This is a genomic window from Pantoea sp. EEL5, assembly GCF_049892805.1.
In the GTDB taxonomy this organism is placed as follows: domain Bacteria; phylum Pseudomonadota; class Gammaproteobacteria; order Enterobacterales; family Enterobacteriaceae; genus Pantoea; species Pantoea ananatis.
Map to the genome: position 1 here is coordinate 278,704 of NZ_JBNDNJ010000001.1, position 22,876 is coordinate 301,579.

Consider the following 22,876-nt stretch of genomic DNA (forward strand, 5'->3'; position numbering starts at 1 on the left):
CATCCTTAGCCAGAACAGCTTTTTGCTTTAGTCGATTTTTTACCTGATGCTGACCATGTGTGCTTATCACCTTCGTCAGTTGGCCAGTTATATACAACGTCTGCACCTGTATTCACTTTAAAAGTATTCATTTTTCCACGACATGAAGTACATGGAGGATATTGTCCATCAATAACCAGCTTGTCGCCAGGAGAGGCAATCTGATCTAACTCCCTTGTAATGCGGGCTTCAGTGTGTGTCGCTAGTGAACTTTGTGGAAAACCAAGAGCCTTTTCTTCGGGGGTCATATTCCCACTTTGCCAAACGCCCTGAGCTTTAATTCTACCTTCATTATCATAGAGTGTAGCATTTGCAGTATGTGTTCCTTTGCCAGTCCCAAATGCCAAGCCTAAAGGGTCAATCCACTTAAGAGGGTTCGGCGCATACTGATACAGGTTCCAGCCGCCTTCCAGCCCTATCGGGTCCTGAACCGTAAACCGTCCCACCTGCGGGTCGTAATAGCGGAACAGATTGTAATGCAGACCGGTTTCGCTGTCCGCATACTGGCCCGCATAGCGCAGCGGCTGATGGGGCAGGGCAGACTGTTTTGCCAGCCGGGTAAAGCCCTCCGTCTGTCGGCGTACCTCGCCAAAGCTGCCGTACTGACCGCTCCAGCGGATATCGCCCCGTTCATCGGTTACCTCCAGCGGTGCCCCATTGAGATCGGTATTGAACCACAGCACATCGCCCCGTTCGCCTGCTGCCATATGGTCGATGCGCGCCAGCGGGCTCCATGCCTCGTTAGGATCGTACAGATAGGTCTGACGCTGGCCGTTTTCCTGCTGCTCCTGTAACAGACGATAGCCCTGCCACAGAAAACGCACTTCTTTACGATCGTGCTGGGTGCTGACCACTTTGCGGGTGCGCCTGCCCAGCGCATCATAATGATAGTGTGCGGTAAACCCGCCGTCCGGGCCATTGCCTTTGGCGGTGATGAGCCGGTTTTCGGCGTCATAGGTAAAATGCTGCTCATGCAGGCCGCTACGGCGACTGACCAGGTTGCCCCAGTCATCGTACTTCATAAACAGGTTCTGCCAGTGATGCAGACGGTTGTCGGTAACTGGCAACGCGTGCAGTGCATCGTCGTTTGCCGCCAGGTTGTCCGCATTATCGTAAGCAAAATGCGAGGTGCTGTGGCCCTGTCTGGCTTCATAGTGCTTCAGCAGGCGGCCTTCATCATCGTAACCATAGATAATGTCGCCGCGCAGCGTATCACTGACAGACTCCAGTTCACTGCGTGCCGAATAGCGGAAAGCGCGTTCCAGGATGGCTTTTTCCGGTAGCACCACCTCGCTATGCAATTCACTGCGCTGCATCGTGCGCCTGCCAAGGCTGTCGTACTGACGCGCCTGCTCACGCGCGCCCTGACTGCGGAAAATTTCCCGATGCAGGCGGTCGCGGGTAAATTCACTGACCAGTTGCTGATTAAAGCGAATCGCGCTGACGTGACCCGAACCGTAGTGCAGCCAGGCAAGTTGCTGTTCACCCGGCAGGGTCAGATGGGTGAGGTTGCCCAGCGCATCCCATTCGTAATCCAGTTTCCCGTTTATACCGGCTTCTGTTAACAGCTGACCTGCGACGTCATAGGTAAAGGCGATTTCATCGTCTTCGATACCAAGCGCCATTCCGTCGCTGGTCGGCGTGCGAACCAGGCTGGCAAGTTGACCGCTACGATGACGCCGGTAGTGGTATTCAGCATGCTGCGTTGTGCGCTGGGTAATCAAGCCGCTGTCGTCATAGCTAAAGCGCTGCCAGCGTCGAGCTATGCCACCGTCATTAGCGGGCTGGCCATTTTCCTGTAAACCAATGAGAAAGCCACGAGCATTCCATTCCATATTGCGTGAGGTCTTATCGGGCCGGATCTCACTCAATGGACGGCCGAGCGGATCGCAGGTAAAGCGATAGTCACCGCCGTTGCCGTTTTCCAGCCGCAGCAGATTACCACGGGCATCGTAATGCCAGCGACGCGTGCGACCAATGCGGTCCGTCAGGCTCACCGGTAATCCGAGTGCGTTATAGGTCCAGCGGACTTCGGTTTCCAGCGGATCGCGCCACGTACTGAGCTGCCCCTGGGTGTTCCAGTGCAGGGTTTCCCGGCTGCCGTCTGGATGGATAATGGCGCAGAGTTGTCCCTTGTCATTCCACTCGCGCTGGGTGACATGACCTTCAGCATCCACGCTGCGAACAAGCTGGCCAAATCGGTCGTAGCTAAACGTCGTTACGCTGCCAGAGCAGTCGGTGCGCTGCGTCAGCAGCCCTTGTCGGTTCCATTCCAGCTTCACCACGCCGCCCGTTGCATCGGTAATGCTGTCTGGCAGCAGTTCTGTGTCATCAGGGTAGTGATAGGTGGTGACGTTATTGAGCGCATCGGTTTCAGTCAGCAGGCGAACATTAAGATCGTAAGCCGCCTGAGCCGCGCTCAGATCGGGATAGTCCGTACGGATCACGCGGTCGGTCATGCGGAACCAGTGATAAGTGGTTCGACGTCCGACCGGATCGATCTCCTGCGTCATGCGGCCATAGCGGTCCCAGTTGCTGCAGCGCATGGCACCGCCGGGCATAATCACATCGCACAACTCTCCTGCGCGGTAAACCAGCATGGTCTGGCGGCCATCGAAGTCGGTGAAGCGGGCGACATGATCGTCATCGTCAATGAGCCAGTGAGCTTCAACGCCGTCATCACGTCGCGCGCGTCGGATGCCATTATCAAAATCGTACTCAAAATCCAGCTGCTCGCCGCCGCTGTGACGGAAGGCCACCACTCTTGGGAGGCCATCGATCTCCTGCCAGCGATACTCACTTATCAGGCCATTCATATCTTCATGGGCCACCATCAGGCCATCGCGCCACTGGAAGCGTCGGCGCACGCTACCGCCCCGGCCCGTTACCGTAACGAGTTGGCCGATATCATCATAAGCGTAACTGACCAGACAAATATCGTCATCCAGCCAGGCACCTGCGAGCCGGTTATTCGCATAGCGGCAGGTTACGCGCTGACCGGCACTGTCTGTCAGCGCAGCCAATGTGTGATCGGGGTTCCAGTCGAACTGAATCTCATTGCCGCAGGGCTCGGTCAGGCAGAGGGGCAGAGAAGGGGCGTCATTGCGCAGGGGCATAAAATGCCAGCGCTCACCGCTGATGTCATACAATGACCAACTGTCGTCCCGATGATGTTCCAGCCAGCGTTTCTCCGCTTCGCAGTAGGTACGCTGGCCTTTGGGCACCAGAGGAAAAGAGACGTAGTCGCCGGAGGGCGCACGCCAGACCAGCCCATCCTGGTAGCGTTCCAGCCGTGTTTCCCAGAACAGGTTCCAGCCACGGCCTAATACGCTGTCGCCGGGATTACCGCTGCGCCAGTAGCGCTGCCAGCGTAGCGGTAGCCGGGAGGGCAGCACAAAATCCAGTTCATCATCGCCGCTAAGAAACTTCTGGCCGCTTACGATATCAACGGGACGGGCAAGAATACCTGCGGCCGCCACACCGGTCATCAAGGCACCAGCACGGCAGGCCACCCGGGCGATTTTATTGATACCGGGAATCTTGCTCAGTAATTTACCCAGCGCGCCGACCTTGCCAGCCGCACCGCCCACGCCACCGGCCAGCCCGGCAAACAGCAGGGTAAGATCGGAGGCTTTATAAACCCATTCGGGCACTTCAGGTTGGATAGGCAGCGTTTGTTCAGGCTCGCCGCCGATATAGACGTTGTCAGAGCCCGTCATCACTTTGGCATCGCAGGTGGTGCGATCGTCGATGCGTGATGCAGGCAGGCCGTTGATATACACCCGGGAGGAGCCTTCCGCCATCTGCTGCGGACCATCGTCCTTGCAGGCCACTATGCTGTTGGTGGCCATGGCGGCGGGTTTACTGTTAATAAAGACGTTGGGCGAACCGGTGGTAATCTTGCCCTTTGGGGTCATGCTGGCCGCCCCAGCATCCGCTATTCCGTCTCGCGCGGCGGTGGCCAGTTCGCCAGTAAGGTAACCCACGCCGATACTGAGTCCAACCAGCAATACGCCCACGCCAAGGCAGGAGGCGCCTATCCCGGCAATCATCAATGCACCCGCAGCAATACCGCCCGCCGCAGCGATCAGTCCACCGACGATAGTGCCTGCAATCATGCCCGCCAGGGCATGAGAGTGACCGATATCATCGCCGAGGCGTGCAGCTTCAAACATGATAATTGCCCTTGTCGTTAAGCGTTAAAACGAAAACTTTTAAGCAGTGCCTGAAACTGTTCGCTGTCCGCGTCACCAATGGCGGACGTAGAGGTCATGGTAAAGACCAGTACTTTGTGACCATCGGGCGTGAAGACCGACTGCTGTTGCCAGATACGTTTGCCGTCACGCAGAAAACTGGCGTGTACGCATTCACCCTGTAGCAGCGCGTCACCCAATACCGCAGCGCTACGTTCGGTTTGTTTCCATCCCTTTATGTGTTTTTGCATTAGCGTGAGCTGACGGTCGATGTACGCAGGCAGCGTTTCACCCTCGTTAAGCGTATCGCGTGAAATATTAAAAGCGGGAGCAGTGGCATCAGAGGCGGTGAAAGCGTTAACCGTGCGGTCCTGATAATCATCAGGCAGTGTGATTTGGCCTTCAGTAAACAGACAAGCGATGTTTGAGCCTGACATCGTGCAGATTCCCTATCCTTAAGATGTGCTCAAGTTTGTCATGAAAAGCGGCGAATCTCCAGCAAAGGCATGCGCAGAGAGAGGGCGTAAATGTAATGTCAGAATAATCCTGATCGCGATGCAAACAATGGCCTCCTGGTGAGGCCATCATGTGTTACCTGTGTGGACCGCCGCCAGGCCCACCGCCGCCGCCAGGGCCCATATGTCCCGGGCCATCGCCTCCAGGGCCCCAGAATGGCCAGACACAACCCGAAAGGGCAGAAACACTTGCTAACGCGATAACGAACAGAATCACTTTTTTCATACAGGCTCCTGATTGATATGAATGACTATATCAAGCCCTGTTTGTACAAGTGTGTAGCGGATGAAAAAGACCCGGCAGGATAGCGTAAAAGTTCCGTTAATCGGGGCGTTCAGCAGCGAAAACCGGTCGCAGCCTCATGTTCTGGCCTTGTCGCACGCGTTTAATCCTGAGAACACCTTTCCCAATATTCCTGCTTCCCTGATAAACGAACCACGACAGTTATTCGCGCAGGCAACATCGTTATGTTTGATAGCTGAAAATGAACATATGCAGATTACAGCGGCGCTGTTTTTGAGCGGATACGCCGGCTCCTTGCATCAGAACTGTGCAATACAACGCGGTTTTAGTCTCAGATCGGGTGCAGGCTGGCGTGGCGCTTACCCTTATCTCTGGCCTGTAAATTGCAGTGCTGATGGGGTGAAGTCATCTTAAAACAATGCGAAAGGAGTTGGACGAATGTCGGTAAGCCGTTTATATGTTGCCCGTATGGGGTTGTCTGTAATAATCACGGGGTTATCGTGCTCGACGGCGGCCTTTGGGGCAAACGTACCCAATGGTGTGACATTGGCTCCCGTGCAGGAGATCGTGCGGGGCAATGGAGCCGAGCCTGCTACCCTGGATGTTGATAAAGCTGAAACCAACGATGCCTTTTCAGTTATTAACGACCTGTTTGAAGGGCTGGTGCGGACTGATCCAGAGGGCAAAGTCATACCGGGACTGGCTGCTTCGTGGGAAACGGCCGACAACAAAGTCTGGACCTTTCATCTTCGTCCTGACCTGACATGGTCAGACGGATCGCCGCTGACAGCTGAAGATGTTGTCTTCAGCTGGCGTCGTCTGACCGATCCCAAAACGGCATCGCCTTATGCATCCTTTGCTAACTATGCGCATATCCTTAACGCTGATGCGGTGACGGGCGGTAAAAGCTCGCCTGACAGCCTGGGCGTAAAAGCCTTAGACGCGCACACCGTGCAGGTTACTCTGGATCAGCCGGTGTCCTATTTTTTGCAGTTTGTTGCCCATCCTTCCCTGTTTCCGGTCAGCGAAAATAACGTTAAAAAGTTTGGTGAGGCCTGGACCCAGCCGGGCAACATGGTCAGCAGCGGTGCCTATAAACTGGATCAGTGGGTAGTTAATGAAAAAATCACGCTGAACCGTAACGATCGCTATTGGGATAACGCGCATACCCTAATTAATCGCGTAACGTTTTTACCGATTAATGATGTTTCTGCCGAGCTTAACCGCTACCTTGCCGGCGGCATTACCATTACGGACAACATTCCCGCCATTGATTTCCCTCGAATGAAAAAAGAGCGGCCCAAAGAAGTACACAGCACCTCTGTTTATAGTGTGTTCTATTTCCAGATAAATACGCATAAACCGCCCTTTACCGATGTCCGCGTGCGTCAGGCGCTGGACCTGGCGCTGGATAAAGGCATCATCGCCGATAAGGTTATCGGCATGGGACAGAAACCGGCTTATACCGTTGTGCCATTATCAATGGGGGACGTCAAACTGTCTCCGCCTGACTGGGCGGGCTGGACGCAGGCGCAGCGCATCAAAAAAGCTCAGGCGTTACTCAGCGAAGCCGGTTTTTCAGCCAGCCATCCTCTGAGTTTTACCCTGCTCTACAACACCAATCAGGATAACCAACGTATCGCGATTGCCGCTGCTTCCATGTGGGGTAAAACGTTAGGTGCGAAGGTCACGCTGCAAAATCAGGAATGGAAAACCATGCTGGATACCATGCATCAGAGGCAATATGATCTGGTGCGCTACACCTGGATTGGTGACTACAGTGAGCCCTCTACTTTTTTAAATACCTTCCGCAGTGGCGACAGTCAGAATAGCTCAGGTTATGCCAGCACAGCGTTTGATGCGGCAGTAAAAGCCGCGGGAATGGATACCGATCCAAACGCCGTAACCCAGGATTACCAGAAAGCCAGCGACATTATTGCAAAAGATGCGCCGGTTATTCCGGTGTTTTATGGCGCGCTTAATCAGATGGTTAACCCAAAAGTCGGCGGTTATGCCCCATCGCATCTGCGGTTTTATTACACCAAGGACCTTTATCTTGTTAAATAAAACGCGCGGCGGTACGTTTCTGACGTAACCGAACTGCTGAGTGCTGTTTGCTCGCTGGGGCCAGCTTTTGGCCCTGGCTCGCCTGGTGACATCCCCCGCCTTTTCTGTCAGCGCCGTAAAACGTCCCTTCATATGCAGTCAAAGCCGTTCTCTGACACAGCAAACCCGAAAGATTGAAACTCGCTTGCAAAAGGTAACGACTGGAAATGTTCTTCTGTTTTAAAACGGCACAAGGAAATGGGATGTTAAGCGCAGAGGGTAATCCGTTACCCGATTAGCCTTGAATTAACCGCACTCACAAAACATCTGTTACATGGCGCCTTGCCCGGTAATATCCATACGTCATTATTGAAGGTATAAAAATGGAAAACCCATTTTTTAAGAAACAGATCGTTGAATCATCCGGCGCTGAGTGCGGTGAAACCCTGTCCCCGTTGGCACTGTTGCTTCGTCGGAACCTGGTTTCACTCGTTGTTGGGACAATAACCGTCATTTATTTCGTTCAAAGCCATCCGCTTCACGTGCGCCCGTCAGCCGCCAGACAGGCCGCGCAGCCACAACCTGTGGCCTTCAATGCGCCTGCAGGCGGCACGGTTAAGCAGGGGCAGAACAGCCAGGGCCAGCCCGCGCTGACCGCCGCTTCGCTTGAACTTGCCTCAGCCCAGACCCGGTTAGCTGCGGAAAAAATTCGGCTCGTCAGTGCGCAGTTGAAGCTTGAGCAGAGCAGTCTGCTGCAGGACATCGATCACACCCAGCAGCTTGCTCTGCAACAGGTCAGCGACAGCCGCTTCCAGCAGGCCATGCTGAATGGTCAACTTGAGCAACTGGCGGACCAGATTAAAATTGAATCGGCGCAAATGGGTATGGCTCAGAAGCTGGTCAACACCTGGCGACCGCTGTTAGCAAAAGGATACATCTCCACGCTTCAGTTTGAGCAGGAGCAATCGACGGTATGGGGCTATGAAAGCCAGTACCGTGCGCTGTTACAGCAACAGTATGGTGCCCGCCAGCAGTTAAACGTTTTGAACGACCAACAGCTTCAAATACCGCTAGCCACATCTGTAAAGCTTAACGTCCTGCGTCGTCAGCTGGCGCAGGTGGATGAGAACCTGTCACAAAATGAAACTATCCTGCAGCAGGCGCTCTATATGCCTTCTGACGGTTCAGTGAAATCTGTTATCGCGAAGGCTGACAACAGGATGACAGGGGAGCAATCGAGTCAGGCTGGTGAAGCCAACAGTCAGCAAACCGCGACCACCAGATTGATATCCGATAAGCCAGTAGCCGGCATGCACAGAGACAACCCTGGCGGAGCGCATTTTCAGACCATAAATGCCCAGTCTGGTAATTCCTTCAACAGTGGGCATCATTCGGTATCAGCGCATAATGTGTAACCCATCAGGCTGGTGGCTGAAGCGTGAGGGGGGAGAGGTATTTACAACATCAACCGCAGCAGGATAGAGTCATTTCTCCTCTTCTTTCAGGCGAAGCGCAAAATGCCAGATTACTGTTTCTATCAAAAAGGTCAGCACACCGTCGTGCTGGAAAGACATGATGCGGACGGTGGTTCTCAGTTAGAAGATAAGGGCTATAAAAAGCAATTCGAAGAGGTGAGTGCAACTGACAAGCATCGGGCACTTAACCGCTTTGCTGATATTCGTCGAAGCAATCAAAAAGATCATCACGACTTCTTCTCGGGCGCGATCGCTATGCCACTGATGGGCGTGCTTACCGCCATTGCTGTTTTTCTGTTACGGAAAAAATAGCCCGCTTGCGGATATCCGCAGGCGACGGGGCACAACGCCTGGTTAAAAAAGGCCAGGCTCAAACCCGACAGCGGTAAGAAACCAAACTGTTAATTATCTGCTTTGTGCCCATGATGGCTTCATAAAACGCATTCGGATGTCTTTTTTGCCTGTTCTGTATTAAAGCCAGCCCGCTGTCCTGATTTTCCATCACTCCTGCTGCCTGATAACGGTCACAATCATGCTTTATGCTGTGGTTCGGCAGTCACAAAGAGCGTTCCTGAAGCACGTCATCATATCGCCTGGTTATGCCAGCTTAGAGAGTAATCGTCTCAGGAAAGCCATCTCGAGCGCGCGGGAGCCTGAATCATGTCAGAAGTGCTGGAGCAGGAAGGATGGATAGAAAATGCCATCGGTGAAAAATTTAACGCCAAAGGTGAGGTACTGCCATTCAGAGGCAACACGCTGATTTGTCATCTCGAACAGGACAGTGAAATCGTCCGTGTGACTGGCGAAATGGTTGATGCAATGAAAGCCGCAGGGCTGGGGCGTTGTTACGCATTTCTGCCGCAGTCGAGCTACCATATGACGGTGTTTAACGGTGCCAATGACCGGGCACGGCACTATCCGGCCTGGCCACAAGACCTGAATCTTGATGCGTCGATGGAAGAGTGCGACCGCCTGTTCGCGGCGAAGCTGGCAAATTTCAGGCTCATGCCCTCGTTACCTTTGCAGATGCGCATTGGAGCCATTGCCTTAAAACGTGGCGTCTCGCTGTCGCTGGCGCCGTTGGACAGGGCGGAAGAGCGCAAAATACGGTCGCTCAGAGATGCGCTCAGCCGCACGCTTAACTGCAAACGAAATAATCATGATGTCTACGAATTTCATGTCAGTGTCTCTTATCTCATCAATAAACCGAACGATGAGGAGTTGCGCCTGCTGCAAATTTTAAGAGCCGGATATCTGGAAAAGCTGCTGCGGGTTGCGCCGGTGATGACGCTGGGTGCGCCTGAGTTTTGTACCTTCAGGGATATGTCTCGGTATACGCCGTTTTTAAGGCTGGAATAGCCAAAAGTTCTGTTGCGTATTAAGGGGGACACCTGAATGCCTCGTATTAACACGGAAATTGAAAAATTATAAATAAAAATTTTTAACTGGGGGGATTAAAACGAATGTATAAAAATAATGCCGCGGACCGCCCTGGAAAGACGGTCCGCGGGATTCGTTAATTTGAAACTTTATCCGCTTGTATGGTCGCACTACCTGTATTATCAACGCAGTTGTCATCTGTCACAAATGCCATAAACGTTGAGGTTGTTGGGACGTTGACGGTAATAGGTGTACTACCAACAGTGGTCCCCCAGCGAGCATTGCCTAAACCGCCCTGTAAATAGACTGAACTAATTTGGCAGCCGTCGCTCAGCGAACCATTTGCACAACTCATGCTATTCGAAAGCAGGGACACAGTATAGGTGCCGGGTTGCAACTGAAACTGTAATGCAGTACCCGCCTGTACCCTGACGTTACTTAATGGTGGATAGATGCAATGATCTTTTGCATTGATTGTGAATGAAGCAGCCTGACTACCAAAAGAAAATAGTGATAATAATAATAAGGTGTTAATTTGGGTTTTCATGCAGAGTATCCTTGTTTCATATTCAGATAAATTTATGGAATCAGTGCTGCTTTCCATTCTCGGGAATGACTGTCGCTGAACTATTTTTAAGGTAAACATTTCTGTTACTCCCTTCCGGTCGTCAGGGGGTAAGCGTTACTTTAAGGATGTCTGACTGAAAATGTGAGTCATCATTGCTTACTCATCTTTCACCAGGATGAATACCTGATGTGACTTAACATTGTTGCGATTGATGCACAAGAGTGAGGCGGTAGCACAGCGAAAACAGGAATAACGAAACGGGTAAAAGGGATGTCGTTCAACATCCAGGCCCCTTGAAATTTCTGTAACAGTTAAACAGGCTCAATAGCCTGTGTACCAAACCGCCTTGATTTAACATCAACCTTATTGGCAATGAAAATGCGTCCCAACCTGTAAATAGCGGGTAAAGGCTTCATGCAAAGCCTCTGCGCAGGATGCGTGGTTAAAGGTTACGTGATGCTCGAAGCCGTTACGGCAAATCCACGCCAGCAAGCGTTCCAGCTGCGGCACTTCAATGACCGCACGACAGCCAACGGTGTCTAGCGGATCGTTCACGGAGACGCCTTCACCCACATAGGCTTTAATTTCTCCCCTCAGATCGTCTGAGCTCAGTCGGAAGAAGGTGATGTTGCCAGTTTTACTTCTGCCATGAACGGCACCACAGGTATTTTCGTTGCCGACGCGATGACCAATAATATTGGCGGTGCCCATTGTGGCGTCCTCCAGAGAGGCTGTAGCAAAGTTGCCACAGTGAAACAGCACACATTTGTCTGGATCGTCGCCGTAGTTATTATTCCAGTCGGCAATGGAGGCCGGACTCAGGCTGCAACTGGCAAGGGCATACATGGATAATGCGCCCATCACATCGACTTCACAGGCGCTGGGCAGTAACAGACCGGACATCACGCTCATCACAGAGCACGCGTTAATACCGAGCGTTTCCTGCAATGAGGTCCAGCACTGGATGGCGGTGGCATCAATGTCTTCAGCTATAACCCATTCAGCGATGACCACGAACAACTTTGCCATGACGGTGATTTTATCTGAAGCCATCGTGCTGGCATGCGCATTATCCAGCAGCAGGCGGCGCTTCTCATCGACACGAATATCGCTGTCGCCTAACCGTTTCATTCTGCTGAACACCTCCGATAAATCCAGGGTTTCCACGGCGATGCCCAGCCTTTCAAGTAATTTTTCACTGTAGCGAACGGTATTAAAACCAGCAGGACGCGCACCAATTGCGCCCACTCGCGCGCCGCGCATGCTGCTGACCACCCGGCAAACCTGCTTAAACCGGCTTATATCCCGGGCAAAAGATTCACCCGCTAAGTCACTCACGTGCTGGGTGGTTAAGGTGAAGGGAATGTCATATTGACGCAGGTTATTACACAGGGAGATTTTGCCGCAAAAACTGTCTCGCCGACTGGCGAGATGCATCTTGTCCAGGCGGTCTGGCTGGGCCTGAATTAACACGGGAACATTAAGTCCGGAAAGACGTAATGCTTCTGAAACGGCTTTTTCATCGCCAAAATTGGGAAGCAATACCACCACGCCATGAATATCGTCACGACGAGCGCGTAACCATGCTGCACATATTTTGGCTTCTGCACGTGTTTCAACGCCACCGTAGCGGGTCTGGGTTTCATCGAGCATTACCGGATTGATATCGTGCTGAATAAACACCTCAATAATCTGCTCGCGCGCCTCATTGACGACGTATCCGGGGAAGAACCCCCGGTTAGCGATAATAACGGCCATGGTTAATTGATGTGGTATTCTTGACATGATTTTTCTCCGGTATGCATAGGTTTATTATGGGTGTTTTGATGTTTTAAAATTTCATCATTGTTAATGATGTTGTTTATTTTGTTCTGGCTTTTACAGATGGTGTGATCTGTGCAAACCATTCAAGTGGACGCTTTTCTTATCGGGTGAGTTTGATTTTATTAATTCATTCTCACATTGTTCGTGATGCCTGTTTTTGTCTATTTTTGTTTTTTTAAATGGAGTGTATGCCGCAAATAAGGCGTGGTTTTTGGCAGTTACTCTTATCTTTGATAGCATTTTTAGTTGTTGGTGGTTAGAGGTGTGAAGAGATGTTTTATCGAGATGCGTTAATTAATTAACTTAAATATTGATGTATTTTTGAAGGTGTGATTTGTTTTTTATTGAACTAAGTTCACAAAAGAAACTTAATGCAGTTTGTTTCTGTTCCCTGTTTTTATATGGTTGGCGTCCTTTATTAATGCGGGAGGATGCTGGAATGGAATTACATAAACCATTAAAAGTGAGTTTTCGCGAAAAATTTTGTTACGGGCTTGGGGATACCTCAGCGAATATCTTCATGGGCATGACCATGATGTTTTTGTCGATATATTACACCGATGTATTCAAGCTCAGCCCTGCAGCAATGGGAACCTTATTTCTGATTACGCGCTTAATTGATGCGATAAGCGATCCATTAATCGGCGTGGTGGCCGATCGCACGCGTTCTCGACATGGCCGTTACCGCCCCTGGCTATTATGGTTCGCTGTGCCTTATGGGCTTAGCTGCGCCGCCGTTTTCCTTTCACCCGAGTTGGGTGAAACCGGACGGATCATTTATGCCTACACCACCTATATCATGCTGGTTATGGCGTTCAGCCTGGTGGCGGTGCCCTATGTCTCTCTGCTGGGAGCCATTTCAGCAGACAGTGACGAGAGGATACAGATAAACACGATTCGCTTTCCGTTAGCCAAGGTCTCTTACTTAATTTGTTCTTTACTGGTCCCCATGTTGATTGCGCTTTTTGATAATGAGGTGATGGGTTATCGGGTTGTGATGTGCGGTATTGGCCTGCTCTCAACGCTATTGGTTTTAATTTGCTATTACAATACTCAGGAACGCGTTTCAGCGGGGGATGTACAGACGCTCAGCGTCGGCAACCAGATACGGCTGATGTTGAAAAACGATCAGGCTTTAATCATTTTTGCTGCACAGCTGGTGGTGATGATTATGAATACGCTTAAGTTTGGTGCGGCGGCGTATTTTGTAAAATATGTGCTTAACTTGCCTGTTTCATTTCTGAGTGTTTTGCTTACCGCAGGTTCAATTGCCGGAATTATCGCCCCCTTGATTACCGGATATGTCCTTAAAACCGGACGGGTAAAACGGATTCCATTACTGTTCTGGAGTCAGATCGCGGGGGGACTTATTACGTTAATCATTGGTTTTACCTCTGCCGAAGCCGTCTGGGTACATGCGGGGCTGTTTGTCACGGCGACACTGGTTGTTGAACTTATCGCCGTAATTATTTGGGCAACCGTCGCGGATGTGGCTGACTACGGCTTTTATAAATATGGCGTCCGAATAAACGGCATGATTGGCGGCGGCATGTTGTTTGCCACAAAAGCCGGAATGGCGATCGGTGGGGCAATTATTGGTTATGTCTTAGCATGGTACGGATATAACCCCGATTTCATGACCACGGCTTCAGAAAATCAACTTTCTGCGTTTAACCTCCTTTATGTCTGGCTCCCCGCATCCTGCATGTTTATCACCGCCGGAATATTTTCACGTTACAAACTGGATGAAAAAACCTGCCAGTCATTTATCAATGAAAAAGCGTTCTGATATCAGGAGTGGTAGATGAAAAAATTAACGGTTCGTGACAGAAGTTTTTATCAGGAGGATCGCCCCTTTTTCTATACGGCCTGTACTGCCTGGGAGCTGTTTCACAAACTGACGCTGACAGAGGCAGAAGCGTATTTAACAAATCGGGCAAAAAAAGGCTTTAATGTGATTCAGGCCGTTGCCCTGTGTGAGCTTGACGGTTTACAGACGCCGACTTACGAAGGCGGACATCTGCCCTTTAAGGATTTAACGTCTCTGATCCCCAATGAAGCCTATTTTGATCATCTGAGGCGAGTCACCGACATCGCCAACTCGCGAGATCTCTATATCGCCCTGGTGCCGATGTGGGGGTCACACTGGAGTGTGAACAACAGTTGGGGAGCGGCCAAAACGCCCTTATTTAACGCAGAAAACGTTCAGGCATTCTGTCGGTATCTCAGTGACAAGCTGCAAGGCACGGGCATCATATGGATGATCGGCGGTGATCGTGCAGTGCAAACCCCGGAACAACGCCAGCTGATGGAAAATATGGCCCAAGGGTTGCGACAGGGCGGCAGTGGCGATGCGCTGTTGACCGTGCACTCGCAGGGCGGGCGAAGCACGCTGGACATGTTGGGCGATCGGCCCTGGCATGATTTTATCGTCTGGCAATCGGGACACATGGGTGAGGCTTATCCGTCGTGGCGCGCCATTGAAATGGATTACCAGCGTCAGAGCAAGCCGGTTCTCGATGCTGAACCCTGCTATGAAGCCCATCCGATCATGTGTCAGCATCAGTTCCGTCGTGCACAGGAGGCCAGCCGCTTTACCGATCGTGAGGTGCGCCGCAGCAGCTACTGGTCAGTCTTTGCGGGGGGCGCGGGCATTACCTATGGTTGCTACAGTCTCTGGCAGATGCGCCGACCGGAAGATGACGCCGTGGCGATACCTGAAAGCGCAGCGAGTACTTATCAGGGCGATACTATTCCATACTGGTTTGATGCGCTTGACTATCCCGGCGCCTTTGCCATTGGCATCCTGCGACGGTTTATTGAATCCCTGCCTGACTGGCATCTACGGGTTCCCGATCGGTCTTTGCTTATCAACCCTAATCCCAGCGATCAACGCCACTGTGGTGTGATGCGCGATCATCAGCAGCGCTGGATAGCGGTATATATTCCGCAACAGCAGAATATCACCCTGGATATCAGCGCCTTTGCCGCAACGGGATTCGAAACAGGATGGTTTGATCCCCGCTATGGCATCATGAACTGGCTGAGCAATGATATGTCGGAGACCTTCTTCCTTAACATCGACCCACCCGCCAGCGGAAATGACTGGATACTCGTGTTGAGAGCAAATTCCTGATAAGGCGAACTGTGTTACTGTCCGCTCAGAAGCGCAGAGCGGGCAGAGGGTCGTGAATGGATTACAAGAAGCAGATATTGAATATTCTGCACAGCGAATGCGAGTCACGGGCAGAGATGACGCGCCGCCTGGGTGTGACGAAGGCCTACGTGACAAAATTGACGTCGCAGCTGCTGGAAGAGCGGGTTATTGAGGAGCGGGACGTAAAGGACAGTGCGTTTGGCCGACCTCAACAGTTGCTGGCGGCAACGCCGGGCCAGTTTTTCAGCGTTAATATTATGCTTCGCAAAGGCCAGCTCCAGGCGATGCTAAACGACTTCAATACGCAAGTGCCCGCGCTGGCGCACCACAGGATCTCGTTGCCTGCCCAGCTAACGCCACAACGCCTGGTTGCCTTTATCGCCACCAGCGTTGCGGCGTTATGCCTGTCAGGCAATGTCCGTCAGCAGCAGGTCAACGTAATAAGCGTGGCGTTGCAGGGCGGCATCGAGCATTTCACCGGCGTCGTACGTTATTGCCCGTTGTTCAGTGAGACGAACGTGGCGCTTAAAAAACGGATTGAAGACGCGATGTGTATCAGCACACAGATTTTTAATATTGCGTTCTGCACCACTTTTCAGCTGGCTCAGCGTTTACCTTACTCATCGTGGGTGGCGTTTATGCCCGGGTTTGGCAGCCTGGGCTATGGGCAATGTATTCACGGTGAGCCGGTACTGGGTGAGAACGGATTTTATCCGGAGATAGTGCATCTACCTTATGAGGGCGGTATCGAGCAGGCGTTTGCTGTCGATCCGGATAACCAGCCCGCAACGGTACTGGCCACCGCCAGAGCGCTCTGTTTTGCTATCTGCTGCACCGCACCGATTCACAATATCAGACACGTGATTGTCACCGGTGAGCTGTTTGAAGACTATGGCAACGAGGTGCTGCCACTGGCGCAGGCGATACTCGCAGCGAATGCAGACACGCATATCAGCGGTATCCGCATTAAACATGATAAAACAGGTTATCACTATGGCGTCAAAGGGTTGGTGCAACTGAGTTCTGACGCCATCACAGAGCATATTCTGCCTTAATCACGTGCCCGAATCAGGTAGCTGATGCCAGAGCCGGACGACGAGATGCGCTGTCGCCCAGTCGTTTCAGCGTTAACAAGACAGCGGCATCGCGTTGCCCTAGGGTTCAAAATACGCCAGGCGCTTTCGGGGACGTGAAGGTGATTCCACAAGCGTACTGGCGATGGCGGCACCGATCTCGGCACACACCGTGAGTCCCTGCACAAACGGCTGGTCATGCATTAAATAGGGCAGGGCGGCCAGGGCAATGCGTCCACGGGCAGATTCAGGAGACAGCAAAGTATAATCGTCACCCACATCCGGAATCTCATCGCCGCAGCGCTGGATCTGCTGTTTCAGTGTTGCAAAGGGCAGATCGCGGGTCTTAAGAGCCTTTTGCCCTCGCGCATCAATAAACACGTCAAACGTTCGCTGTTGCCCCTCAGTCGTGATCAGCGTTTTCTGCTGTTGCCTTCGCAGTTCATACTCTTCGCCAAGGGCAAGGATGCTGATGATTCCGGCCTCTCGTAAGGCCAGCAGTCGACGGATGGATTGAGAAGGAATCGCCGCGTAGTTATCAATAAACACTTTAGCGAGGCCACCTGAAAAGCGTTTACTGTCGCTTTCGTTAAGGAAGGGAACGATTTCCTCAACCACCTCGTGCAGTCGCAAAAGGGTATAGCGCCAGGGCACGGTGTGCCTGTCGCGTTTGTTGCGTTCGACTTCATTCAAGTTAGCGCTGGCCCAGTGGAAAGGATCCTGTTTATGTCGGTTGGCAAACCAGGCTTCTGCAAGGCTGTCGGCATTGAGTGCTTTCAGATCAATCGTTGTGCTCCACGCAGGCGCAGCCTCCTCCAACTCCTCAACCATCAGTGCAAATACGCGATCGAGTAATCCGTCAGCGCCTGCCTCAATCGCGTTATCGATGGCATTTTGGGTAACGACGCTCAGTGGCTCATAGGGAATCGGGCAGTAGAAATCGGCTTCTGGCAGAATGCCCGATCGTGACATTAATACGATCTTCAGGGCTTCGTGGCCTTTGTCCAGTGTGAAGGCGATCGCGTCGTCGTCGCTTTCCTGAAAGTCACCATGCTGGATCGCCACGGCCATTGCGGCATCAATGCCACTCAGGGAGGTGCCCATAATACCCACGTGACATGCCGCTATTTTCGCTTCCATCAGACCGGACCAGGGGCTGGGGAAGTAGGTGCGGGTGGCGGCGCTGTCGTCTGGCCAGACATGGCCTGTGGCGATAACGACCTGATCAAATATTGCTGGGGCAGTATCGCCCTGCGTCCAGAGTTTTACGCCAGCATCGGTGGCCTCAAGATCGGTGACCTGACAGCGCTCATGTATTTTTACCTCGAAACCCTGTGCCGTTGCGCGGGACACCAGCGCTAAAAACCGATCGCGGAAATACTCGCCAAGCAGGATACGCGGCAGAAACTGACGGATATGCAGAGAGGCAGGATCGACGTGATATCGCCTGAGATGACTGTCGCTCTGGGCGCGTAGCCAGTCAATATAGGTCATAAATACAGGCGGGATTTCAATACTGGCAATGTTTGCCAGCATCATCCGGGAATTCTCTTCATCGTTATAGGGCATGCCAACACCGGCCTCATCACCCTGTTCGTAAACGGAAACGGACATCGGTACATGATGGCCCAGAAGCGCATAAAACGTGTAGATACCGGTTGGCCCAGCGCCGACGATCGCGATCTTTTTCATCACTGTTCGCACCTTATTATTGTTATGGGGGACGGTTGTAAGGCGTGTTTTGATCTCGCCGCAGGACAGGCAAAGCCTCAATACAGGTTTTTCCTTTCAGCCAGTATGATCAAGTTTACTCGAGTATTGCAGAACTGCGCGGAAGGGGAGCTGAGTGGAACGCCATCACGACAAATGCAGATTGTCCTGATTGTGCGGTCGGCCTGAACAGGTTCATTCAGGCCGGTTTCTGTCATAGTACCCAAACGTAAAAACCGGACATCTGAGGTAATGGGCTGACGTGGAATATTATGCGAACATTCAGAACTGGTATTTTATCCCCAGCGTGCCCTGTGTATCGCTAAAGCCATTATCGCCGAGTTGTTGAGCAACGTTGCCCCACAGTTGCAGGCGAGCGTTGATCTGACCTTCGACGCCAAGTTTCAGTTCACCCACATCGCGCGCGCCTGTGATCGCATTGCTGATACCATTCATCATGACACTGTCGTTATGGGTGTTATGGATCCAGTTGGCCTCAATAAACGGCTGGAAAGTGCGATCTTTGCCCTCATCACTGATGTGATTTCCCTGCTGATAAAACTTCATGCCCAAACGGGTCTGCAGATTTCCGTTGGTGTTGTTGACAACATGTGTGCCGTTATTTTCGATGTGATCGTCAGCCTGCACGTCCATCCAGGTAAGCTGTATCTTTGGCTGTAGCCAGTAACGCGTGCGGCCATCGCGGCTCTCTCCTGTCTGAAAGGTGTAGCCCGTTTCAAGGGCAGCGGTGATCCCATCAGCATGATATTTTTCCGTCGCCAGATTTTGCCCGGTAACCTGATTATCGAACCAGTTGTACAGCATCCATGCATCGACATAGGCCCCGGTTTTCTCTTTCTGGTTAGCGTACCAGGTGCCGTACAGGCCTACGCTGTAACCGTTAATGTCTCCACGTGAGGTATAGCCATTCGCTTTAGAATGCGTGCGGCTCTGGTTATTGGCGTAGCCGGTCATCAGGCCAAGGTGCCAGCGATCCAGTCCATTGCGGCTCCACTGTGCGATATCGCCGCCGAGCTGCATCACGTAACGATTACTTTGGGTATGGAGTTTGCCGGAAGCATCTCTGAAGCGGTTATGCCCACCGATATGGCGCATCCACAGGCTCGTGACTTTTGTTCGCCCGTTAACCTGTCGGTGTATTGTGTTTCACCCAGGCGGTCGTGGAGGCGGGTATGGAACAGCGTGTTGGCCGCACGGGCATTTGCCAGATAGCTGCCAAATTCGGGACGGTACGCTTTTTCGCTGGCAAGAAACCAGTTGCTGTCTTTTTTAACTACATCGTAATCATAGGCCCCGGCGACGATTCGGCCTGATTTTGCAAAGGTACCGGCGGAATCACCTTTAACCGTGACAATTTCAATGCCCTTATCGGTCAGTGCTCCCTGTCCGCCCAGATTATTGATACTGACCCAGGTATGGCCGGCCGTATCGCCATTGACGATCAGTCGGTCAGCAGTGCCATTGTCACCTTCGAGAACGCTATTCAGGACCAGGTTGCCGTTATCCCCTGAATAATCACCCTCAATGGTTAACCTGTTGTCACTGTTTCGCTCAATGCCCAGATCGAGGGAGCCTGCATTATTTACCTTACCCGCAAGAGTGACATCCCGGACCGCAGAAGAAACGTTAACCCTTCCCCCTGATGCGATAGTGATCTGATCTGCATTGAGATCGCCGGAAAGGGTTAACGTCGCATTGCGGGTCTGCGCTGCGTTGCCAACATTAATGATATTCCAGTTCAGAATGGCGACATCGCCTGCTGCCCCCTCAGAAAAAGAAGAACCCGTCAGTGACTGATTGATATTGAGGGTAGTGATACTGTCCTCAGGATCATCGTCATCGTTTCCATTTATCACTGTCAGGCCGCTTACATCTGAACCCTGATTGAGATTCAGGGTGTTATTCCCATTTCCCAACAGAATCTGTCCGGAAACTTTGGCGCCGTTATTCAGGTTTACCGTTGCATCAGAATGAGTAGACCTGATTGCAATACCTGAGGCGGCTGAAATATCCGCACCCTGGTTCAGGTTGATGGTAGTTTTTCCGTCATTACCTCTAAAATCTGTATTGATACCGGCGACGCTACCGCCAATAACCTCACCCGATATATTCACAGTCGTGGCGCCCGTTTCGCGGTTTAAGATATCTATGCCTGACTGAGTACCTGAAATTTTTCCCTGAATCTGAGTGAAGGCGATATCGCCGCCGTCCATGGTCGAGACGCTGACACCGGAGCCATTTTCACCCACGATTTCACCGCGGGTGGTAACGGAAGTATCGCCGCGACTGTGATTGTTCGCGTAGATACCATGCTCACCGCCGGTTATTTTGCCGCCAGATTGCACAATGGACAGATTGTTTGCGCTCTCAGCATTGTCGACGTAAATGCCTGAACCGTTAGTGCCTGTGACGTTACCTGCTGTCAGGATGGTGGTATCACCGATTCCGTGGTTGAAGGCATAGATACCGTAATGGCCCCCGGTGATGCTGCCATCTGACTGCATCACCAGGATGTCTTGTGCCGAAGCATGATTATCGACAAAAACGCCCGCGTATTCACCTGAGACATCACTGGTTGTGATGATGGACGTGTTTCCGGTACCTTGGTTAGATGCCTGAATACCGTTAAATCTGCCGGTTATTTTTCCGCCAGACTGCATGATGGAGAGGTTTTTTGCCGTGCTGCCATTCAGGGCATTAATACCGTTATTCGATTCTCCCTTCACCTCGCCGGATACCGCGATAAACGTATCGGCCGTTCCCATATACTGCGTTTGGATGCCATTCTGTTCCCCTGATATTGTGCCTGCTTCCTGAATAAGGGTGATTGCGCCTGCCTCGTAGGACGTAATGATTTCAATACCATCGGCTCTTTTCGCCACCACAGTGCCGGAAATGTTAAGCGTGGTGTCGCCCGTACCGGTATTTTCAATATTTATCCCTGAACCATCGGCTACGATAATGCCGCCTTCCTGCTGCGTAATGGTCAGGGATGAACCCGTGACGGATAAGCCATATCCGCTATCGGTATTAATGTAAGACGTCCCGTCCAGCACGACGTCGAGGACATCGCCTGTCAGGTTTTGTGTGTCATGATCGGCGCCACTACAGGTGTATTTGTTCCCTTCTTGGCTACAGACCGCCTCTGCAGGGGCATTCATTAATCCAAACGTACTCATCACCGTAGCGATAACAAACTTACGCGTTGTTCTGCTCATTGTTATTTATTCATCCATTTATTTCATCGATGTTTTTCTTAGCGTAATGGGGTTGTTAAATGTTCAGAAGATCGCTTTTCATCAGGCAGGAACATTCTTTTTAAGCATTCTGTTAAAATAATTATTTTTAATGTGAATATTTTAAATAACGCATCCGTTAACTTATGAATTAACATTAAGGATTAACGCTTTATTCTTAATGATAATTATTATTAAATTAATGTGACGTCATTTTTATACCCTGGTGGTGTGGCTGACTGAATGTTTTAATCTGCTCGAAATTAGGTTAATTAAATGTATAGAAATATTCCTTAATCCTGAGCGGTGCGTGAAGGTTATTTTGCAGAGATGCTGACCATTTAAAAATAGTTAATATCGATCGGTACGGTGTTCCTGATAGGTCGAGGCTATTGTATATAATTAATTGATCGATACGTCCTGTTTATTTGTAAGAGAAGCTCACGTTTGAATACAAGGCGATAGAGAAGAGACAACAGGTATCTTCTGTTGATGTCGATGAAAATGAAGAAATTAGGTGCGTGGCGTTTGGCAGGTTTTAATCGGCTGCTTAATTATTTAGATTCTCAGTAAATGCAATAATAATATTTTCGTCGGGGTAATGTTTGATAAGAACGTGAGGGAAGACTTCATTAATGAGAGATGGATCACGAATATCTGGGATGACAGACGCGTCATTTGTGGTGGTCGATAAAATATTTTTCAGTCTGGACAGGAAAAATCTTAAATCTGCTCCCTTATGGTTGAGGGTGAAATGTTAATATAATAATCAAATTAAGAACGGTAATGAAACACCACCGTGCGGGACTTTTGCTGCCAGGGGGATAAATAACGGCGGCATCCAGAGGATAATAACCGTGCTTAGCGGCTGTCATTTGCCGGCGCTGTACAGTCATTTTGCGCGTCTGGTGGAAAGTTAAATCAGATTTACGCAAACACAAAGTGAAAAAACCGGCTCAGAGCCGGATTTTTATTTAAGCCTGTGGCTGGCCTACAGGGCCTTTACCTAACGGGCCGCCTGGAACAGATTGCCCGCTTGGCGCATGTGGACGACCATCATTGCCCACAGCACCGCTGTCCTGCTGGCAACCCGACATCATTAAAAGGCTGGAAACAATCAATAAACCGCTCAAAATGCTTTTCATGTCTTTCCCTCGTGATGAATACACTATAAAACAGCTCGCCTGATAAGCCTGGTCGGTATTTCTGCTAAGTCAATGTTGGAGGGAAAAAGTAAGCCATATCATCAGGTTGACGGTAGTGAATCCAGACTGTGCAATGTAATGCCGGGAAACTGTTGTGCTGACCTTTGGCTAAGACGGCAGAGAACATATCCAGCCTTGTAATCCGAAGCCACGATGACAGACAGATCTGTAAAGAGCGATCATCCGGATG

15 protein-coding genes and 1 pseudogene are annotated in these 22,876 nt (G+C 51.2%); 8 read left to right on the top strand and 8 right to left on the bottom strand.

Annotated features, from left to right (window positions below):
* Positions 1 to 5: 5 nt before the first annotated feature.
* From ACPXSQ_RS01310 to ACPXSQ_RS01320, 3 genes are all read right to left on the bottom strand, one after another.
* Positions 6 to 4,214, bottom strand: coding sequence for an RHS repeat-associated core domain-containing protein (locus tag ACPXSQ_RS01310; protein WP_128392279.1), 4,209 nt, complete (start codon positions 4,212 to 4,214; stop codon positions 6 to 8).
* A gap of 17 nt (positions 4,215 to 4,231) precedes the next feature.
* Positions 4,232 to 4,669 carry a DcrB-related protein gene (locus ACPXSQ_RS01315; protein WP_013024967.1) on the bottom strand — a complete coding sequence of 146 codons (438 nt, stop codon included), beginning with the start codon at positions 4,667 to 4,669 and terminating at the stop codon, positions 4,232 to 4,234.
* 154 nt (positions 4,670 to 4,823) lie between these two features.
* A complete protein-coding gene (locus ACPXSQ_RS01320) occupies positions 4,824 to 4,973 on the bottom strand; it encodes a hypothetical protein (RefSeq protein ID WP_019105962.1) in 150 nt (49 codons plus the stop codon).
* Positions 4,974 to 5,033: 60 nt separating this feature from the next.
* On the opposite strand from ACPXSQ_RS01320, the gene ACPXSQ_RS01325 reads away from it, so the two are divergent.
* The 5 genes from ACPXSQ_RS01325 to ACPXSQ_RS01345 all read left to right on the top strand — a co-directional run bounded on the left by ACPXSQ_RS01325 (position 5,034) and on the right by ACPXSQ_RS01345 (position 9,871).
* The gene (locus ACPXSQ_RS01325) at positions 5,034 to 5,405 is read left to right on the top strand and encodes a hypothetical protein (RefSeq protein WP_029569754.1); all 372 of its coding nucleotides are present in this window, start codon (positions 5,034 to 5,036) and stop codon (positions 5,403 to 5,405) included.
* A 24-nt stretch (positions 5,406 to 5,429) separates the two neighbouring features.
* Positions 5,430 to 7,058, top strand: a complete 1,629-nt coding sequence (locus tag ACPXSQ_RS01330) for an ABC transporter substrate-binding protein (protein WP_042676409.1) — start codon at positions 5,430 to 5,432, stop codon at positions 7,056 to 7,058.
* 362 nt (positions 7,059 to 7,420) lie between these two features.
* A complete protein-coding gene (locus ACPXSQ_RS01335) occupies positions 7,421 to 8,452 on the top strand; it encodes a hypothetical protein (protein WP_042676410.1) in 1,032 nt (343 codons plus the stop codon).
* A gap of 102 nt (positions 8,453 to 8,554) precedes the next feature.
* Positions 8,555 to 8,824, top strand: a complete 270-nt coding sequence (locus ACPXSQ_RS01340; protein ID WP_019105965.1) for a hypothetical protein — start codon at positions 8,555 to 8,557, stop codon at positions 8,822 to 8,824.
* Positions 8,825 to 9,172: 348 nt separating this feature from the next.
* Positions 9,173 to 9,871 (top strand): DUF1868 domain-containing protein, encoded by a 699-nt coding sequence (locus tag ACPXSQ_RS01345; RefSeq protein ID WP_042676411.1) that lies wholly within the window; start codon positions 9,173 to 9,175, stop codon positions 9,869 to 9,871.
* Positions 9,872 to 10,028: 157 nt separating this feature from the next.
* Here ACPXSQ_RS01345 and ACPXSQ_RS01350 read toward each other — a convergent pair whose 3' ends face one another.
* Positions 10,029 to 10,439: a hypothetical protein gene (locus ACPXSQ_RS01350; protein ID WP_071785189.1), complete on the bottom strand. Its 411-nt coding sequence runs from the start codon at positions 10,437 to 10,439 to the stop codon at positions 10,029 to 10,031.
* A gap of 384 nt (positions 10,440 to 10,823) precedes the next feature.
* Positions 10,824 to 12,245: an L-fucose/L-arabinose isomerase family protein gene (locus ACPXSQ_RS01355; RefSeq protein ID WP_426142563.1), complete on the bottom strand. Its 1,422-nt coding sequence runs from the start codon at positions 12,243 to 12,245 to the stop codon at positions 10,824 to 10,826.
* Positions 12,246 to 12,723: 478 nt separating this feature from the next.
* On the opposite strand from ACPXSQ_RS01355, the gene ACPXSQ_RS01360 reads away from it, so the two are divergent.
* From ACPXSQ_RS01360 to ACPXSQ_RS01370, 3 genes are read left to right on the top strand one after another with little or no spacing between them, the layout of a single operon-like run.
* Positions 12,724 to 14,073, top strand: a complete 1,350-nt coding sequence (locus tag ACPXSQ_RS01360; RefSeq protein WP_426142565.1) for an MFS transporter — start codon at positions 12,724 to 12,726, stop codon at positions 14,071 to 14,073.
* Positions 14,074 to 14,088: 15 nt separating this feature from the next.
* On the top strand, positions 14,089 to 15,420 hold the full coding sequence (locus tag ACPXSQ_RS01365) for a DUF4038 domain-containing protein (protein WP_105083046.1): 1,332 nt from the start codon (positions 14,089 to 14,091) through the stop codon (positions 15,418 to 15,420).
* Between the two features lie 56 nt (positions 15,421 to 15,476).
* Complete coding sequence (locus ACPXSQ_RS01370) at positions 15,477 to 16,496, top strand: NagC family transcriptional regulator (protein ID WP_426142568.1); 1,020 nt, start codon at positions 15,477 to 15,479, stop codon at positions 16,494 to 16,496.
* Positions 16,497 to 16,595: 99 nt separating this feature from the next.
* On the opposite strand, the gene ACPXSQ_RS01375 is transcribed toward ACPXSQ_RS01370, so the two are convergent.
* The 3 genes and pseudogenes from ACPXSQ_RS01375 to ACPXSQ_RS01385 all read right to left on the bottom strand — a co-directional run bounded on the left by ACPXSQ_RS01375 (position 16,596) and on the right by ACPXSQ_RS01385 (position 22,626).
* Positions 16,596 to 18,206 carry an FAD-NAD(P)-binding protein gene (locus ACPXSQ_RS01375; protein WP_015700787.1) on the bottom strand — a complete coding sequence of 537 codons (1,611 nt, stop codon included), beginning with the start codon at positions 18,204 to 18,206 and terminating at the stop codon, positions 16,596 to 16,598.
* Between the two features lie 300 nt (positions 18,207 to 18,506).
* A pseudogene (locus tag ACPXSQ_RS01380) lies at positions 18,507 to 21,463 on the bottom strand (autotransporter outer membrane beta-barrel domain-containing protein).
* A gap of 992 nt (positions 21,464 to 22,455) precedes the next feature.
* Entirely contained in the window at positions 22,456 to 22,626 is a 171-nt protein-coding gene (locus ACPXSQ_RS01385; RefSeq protein ID WP_015700785.1) for a hypothetical protein, read from the bottom strand.
* Positions 22,627 to 22,876 lie beyond the last annotated feature (250 nt).

Excerpts from the sequence above, each read along its gene's own strand:
- ACPXSQ_RS01330 (WP_042676409.1), top strand. The coding sequence starts at position 5,430 with ATGTCGGTAAGCCGTTTATATGTTGCCCGTATGGGGTTGTCTGTAATA.
- ACPXSQ_RS01320 (WP_019105962.1), bottom strand. The coding sequence starts at position 4,973 with ATGAAAAAAGTGATTCTGTTCGTTATCGCGTTAGCAAGTGTTTCTGCC.
- ACPXSQ_RS01375 (WP_015700787.1), bottom strand. The coding sequence starts at position 18,206 with ATGAAAAAGATCGCGATCGTCGGCGCTGGGCCAACCGGTATCTACACG.
- ACPXSQ_RS01325 (WP_029569754.1), top strand. The coding sequence starts at position 5,034 with ATGAAAAAGACCCGGCAGGATAGCGTAAAAGTTCCGTTAATCGGGGCG.
- ACPXSQ_RS01350 (WP_071785189.1), bottom strand. The coding sequence starts at position 10,439 with ATGAAAACCCAAATTAACACCTTATTATTATTATCACTATTTTCTTTT.
- ACPXSQ_RS01310 (WP_128392279.1), bottom strand. The coding sequence starts at position 4,214 with ATGTTTGAAGCTGCACGCCTCGGCGATGATATCGGTCACTCTCATGCC.
- ACPXSQ_RS01370 (WP_426142568.1), top strand. The coding sequence starts at position 15,477 with ATGGATTACAAGAAGCAGATATTGAATATTCTGCACAGCGAATGCGAG.
- ACPXSQ_RS01335 (WP_042676410.1), top strand. The coding sequence starts at position 7,421 with ATGGAAAACCCATTTTTTAAGAAACAGATCGTTGAATCATCCGGCGCT.
- ACPXSQ_RS01360 (WP_426142565.1), top strand. The coding sequence starts at position 12,724 with ATGGAATTACATAAACCATTAAAAGTGAGTTTTCGCGAAAAATTTTGT.
- ACPXSQ_RS01340 (WP_019105965.1), top strand. The coding sequence starts at position 8,555 with ATGCCAGATTACTGTTTCTATCAAAAAGGTCAGCACACCGTCGTGCTG.
- ACPXSQ_RS01355 (WP_426142563.1), bottom strand. The coding sequence starts at position 12,245 with ATGTCAAGAATACCACATCAATTAACCATGGCCGTTATTATCGCTAAC.
- ACPXSQ_RS01365 (WP_105083046.1), top strand. The coding sequence starts at position 14,089 with ATGAAAAAATTAACGGTTCGTGACAGAAGTTTTTATCAGGAGGATCGC.
- ACPXSQ_RS01315 (WP_013024967.1), bottom strand. The coding sequence starts at position 4,669 with ATGTCAGGCTCAAACATCGCTTGTCTGTTTACTGAAGGCCAAATCACA.
- ACPXSQ_RS01345 (WP_042676411.1), top strand. The coding sequence starts at position 9,173 with ATGTCAGAAGTGCTGGAGCAGGAAGGATGGATAGAAAATGCCATCGGT.
- ACPXSQ_RS01385 (WP_015700785.1), bottom strand. The coding sequence starts at position 22,626 with ATGAAAAGCATTTTGAGCGGTTTATTGATTGTTTCCAGCCTTTTAATG.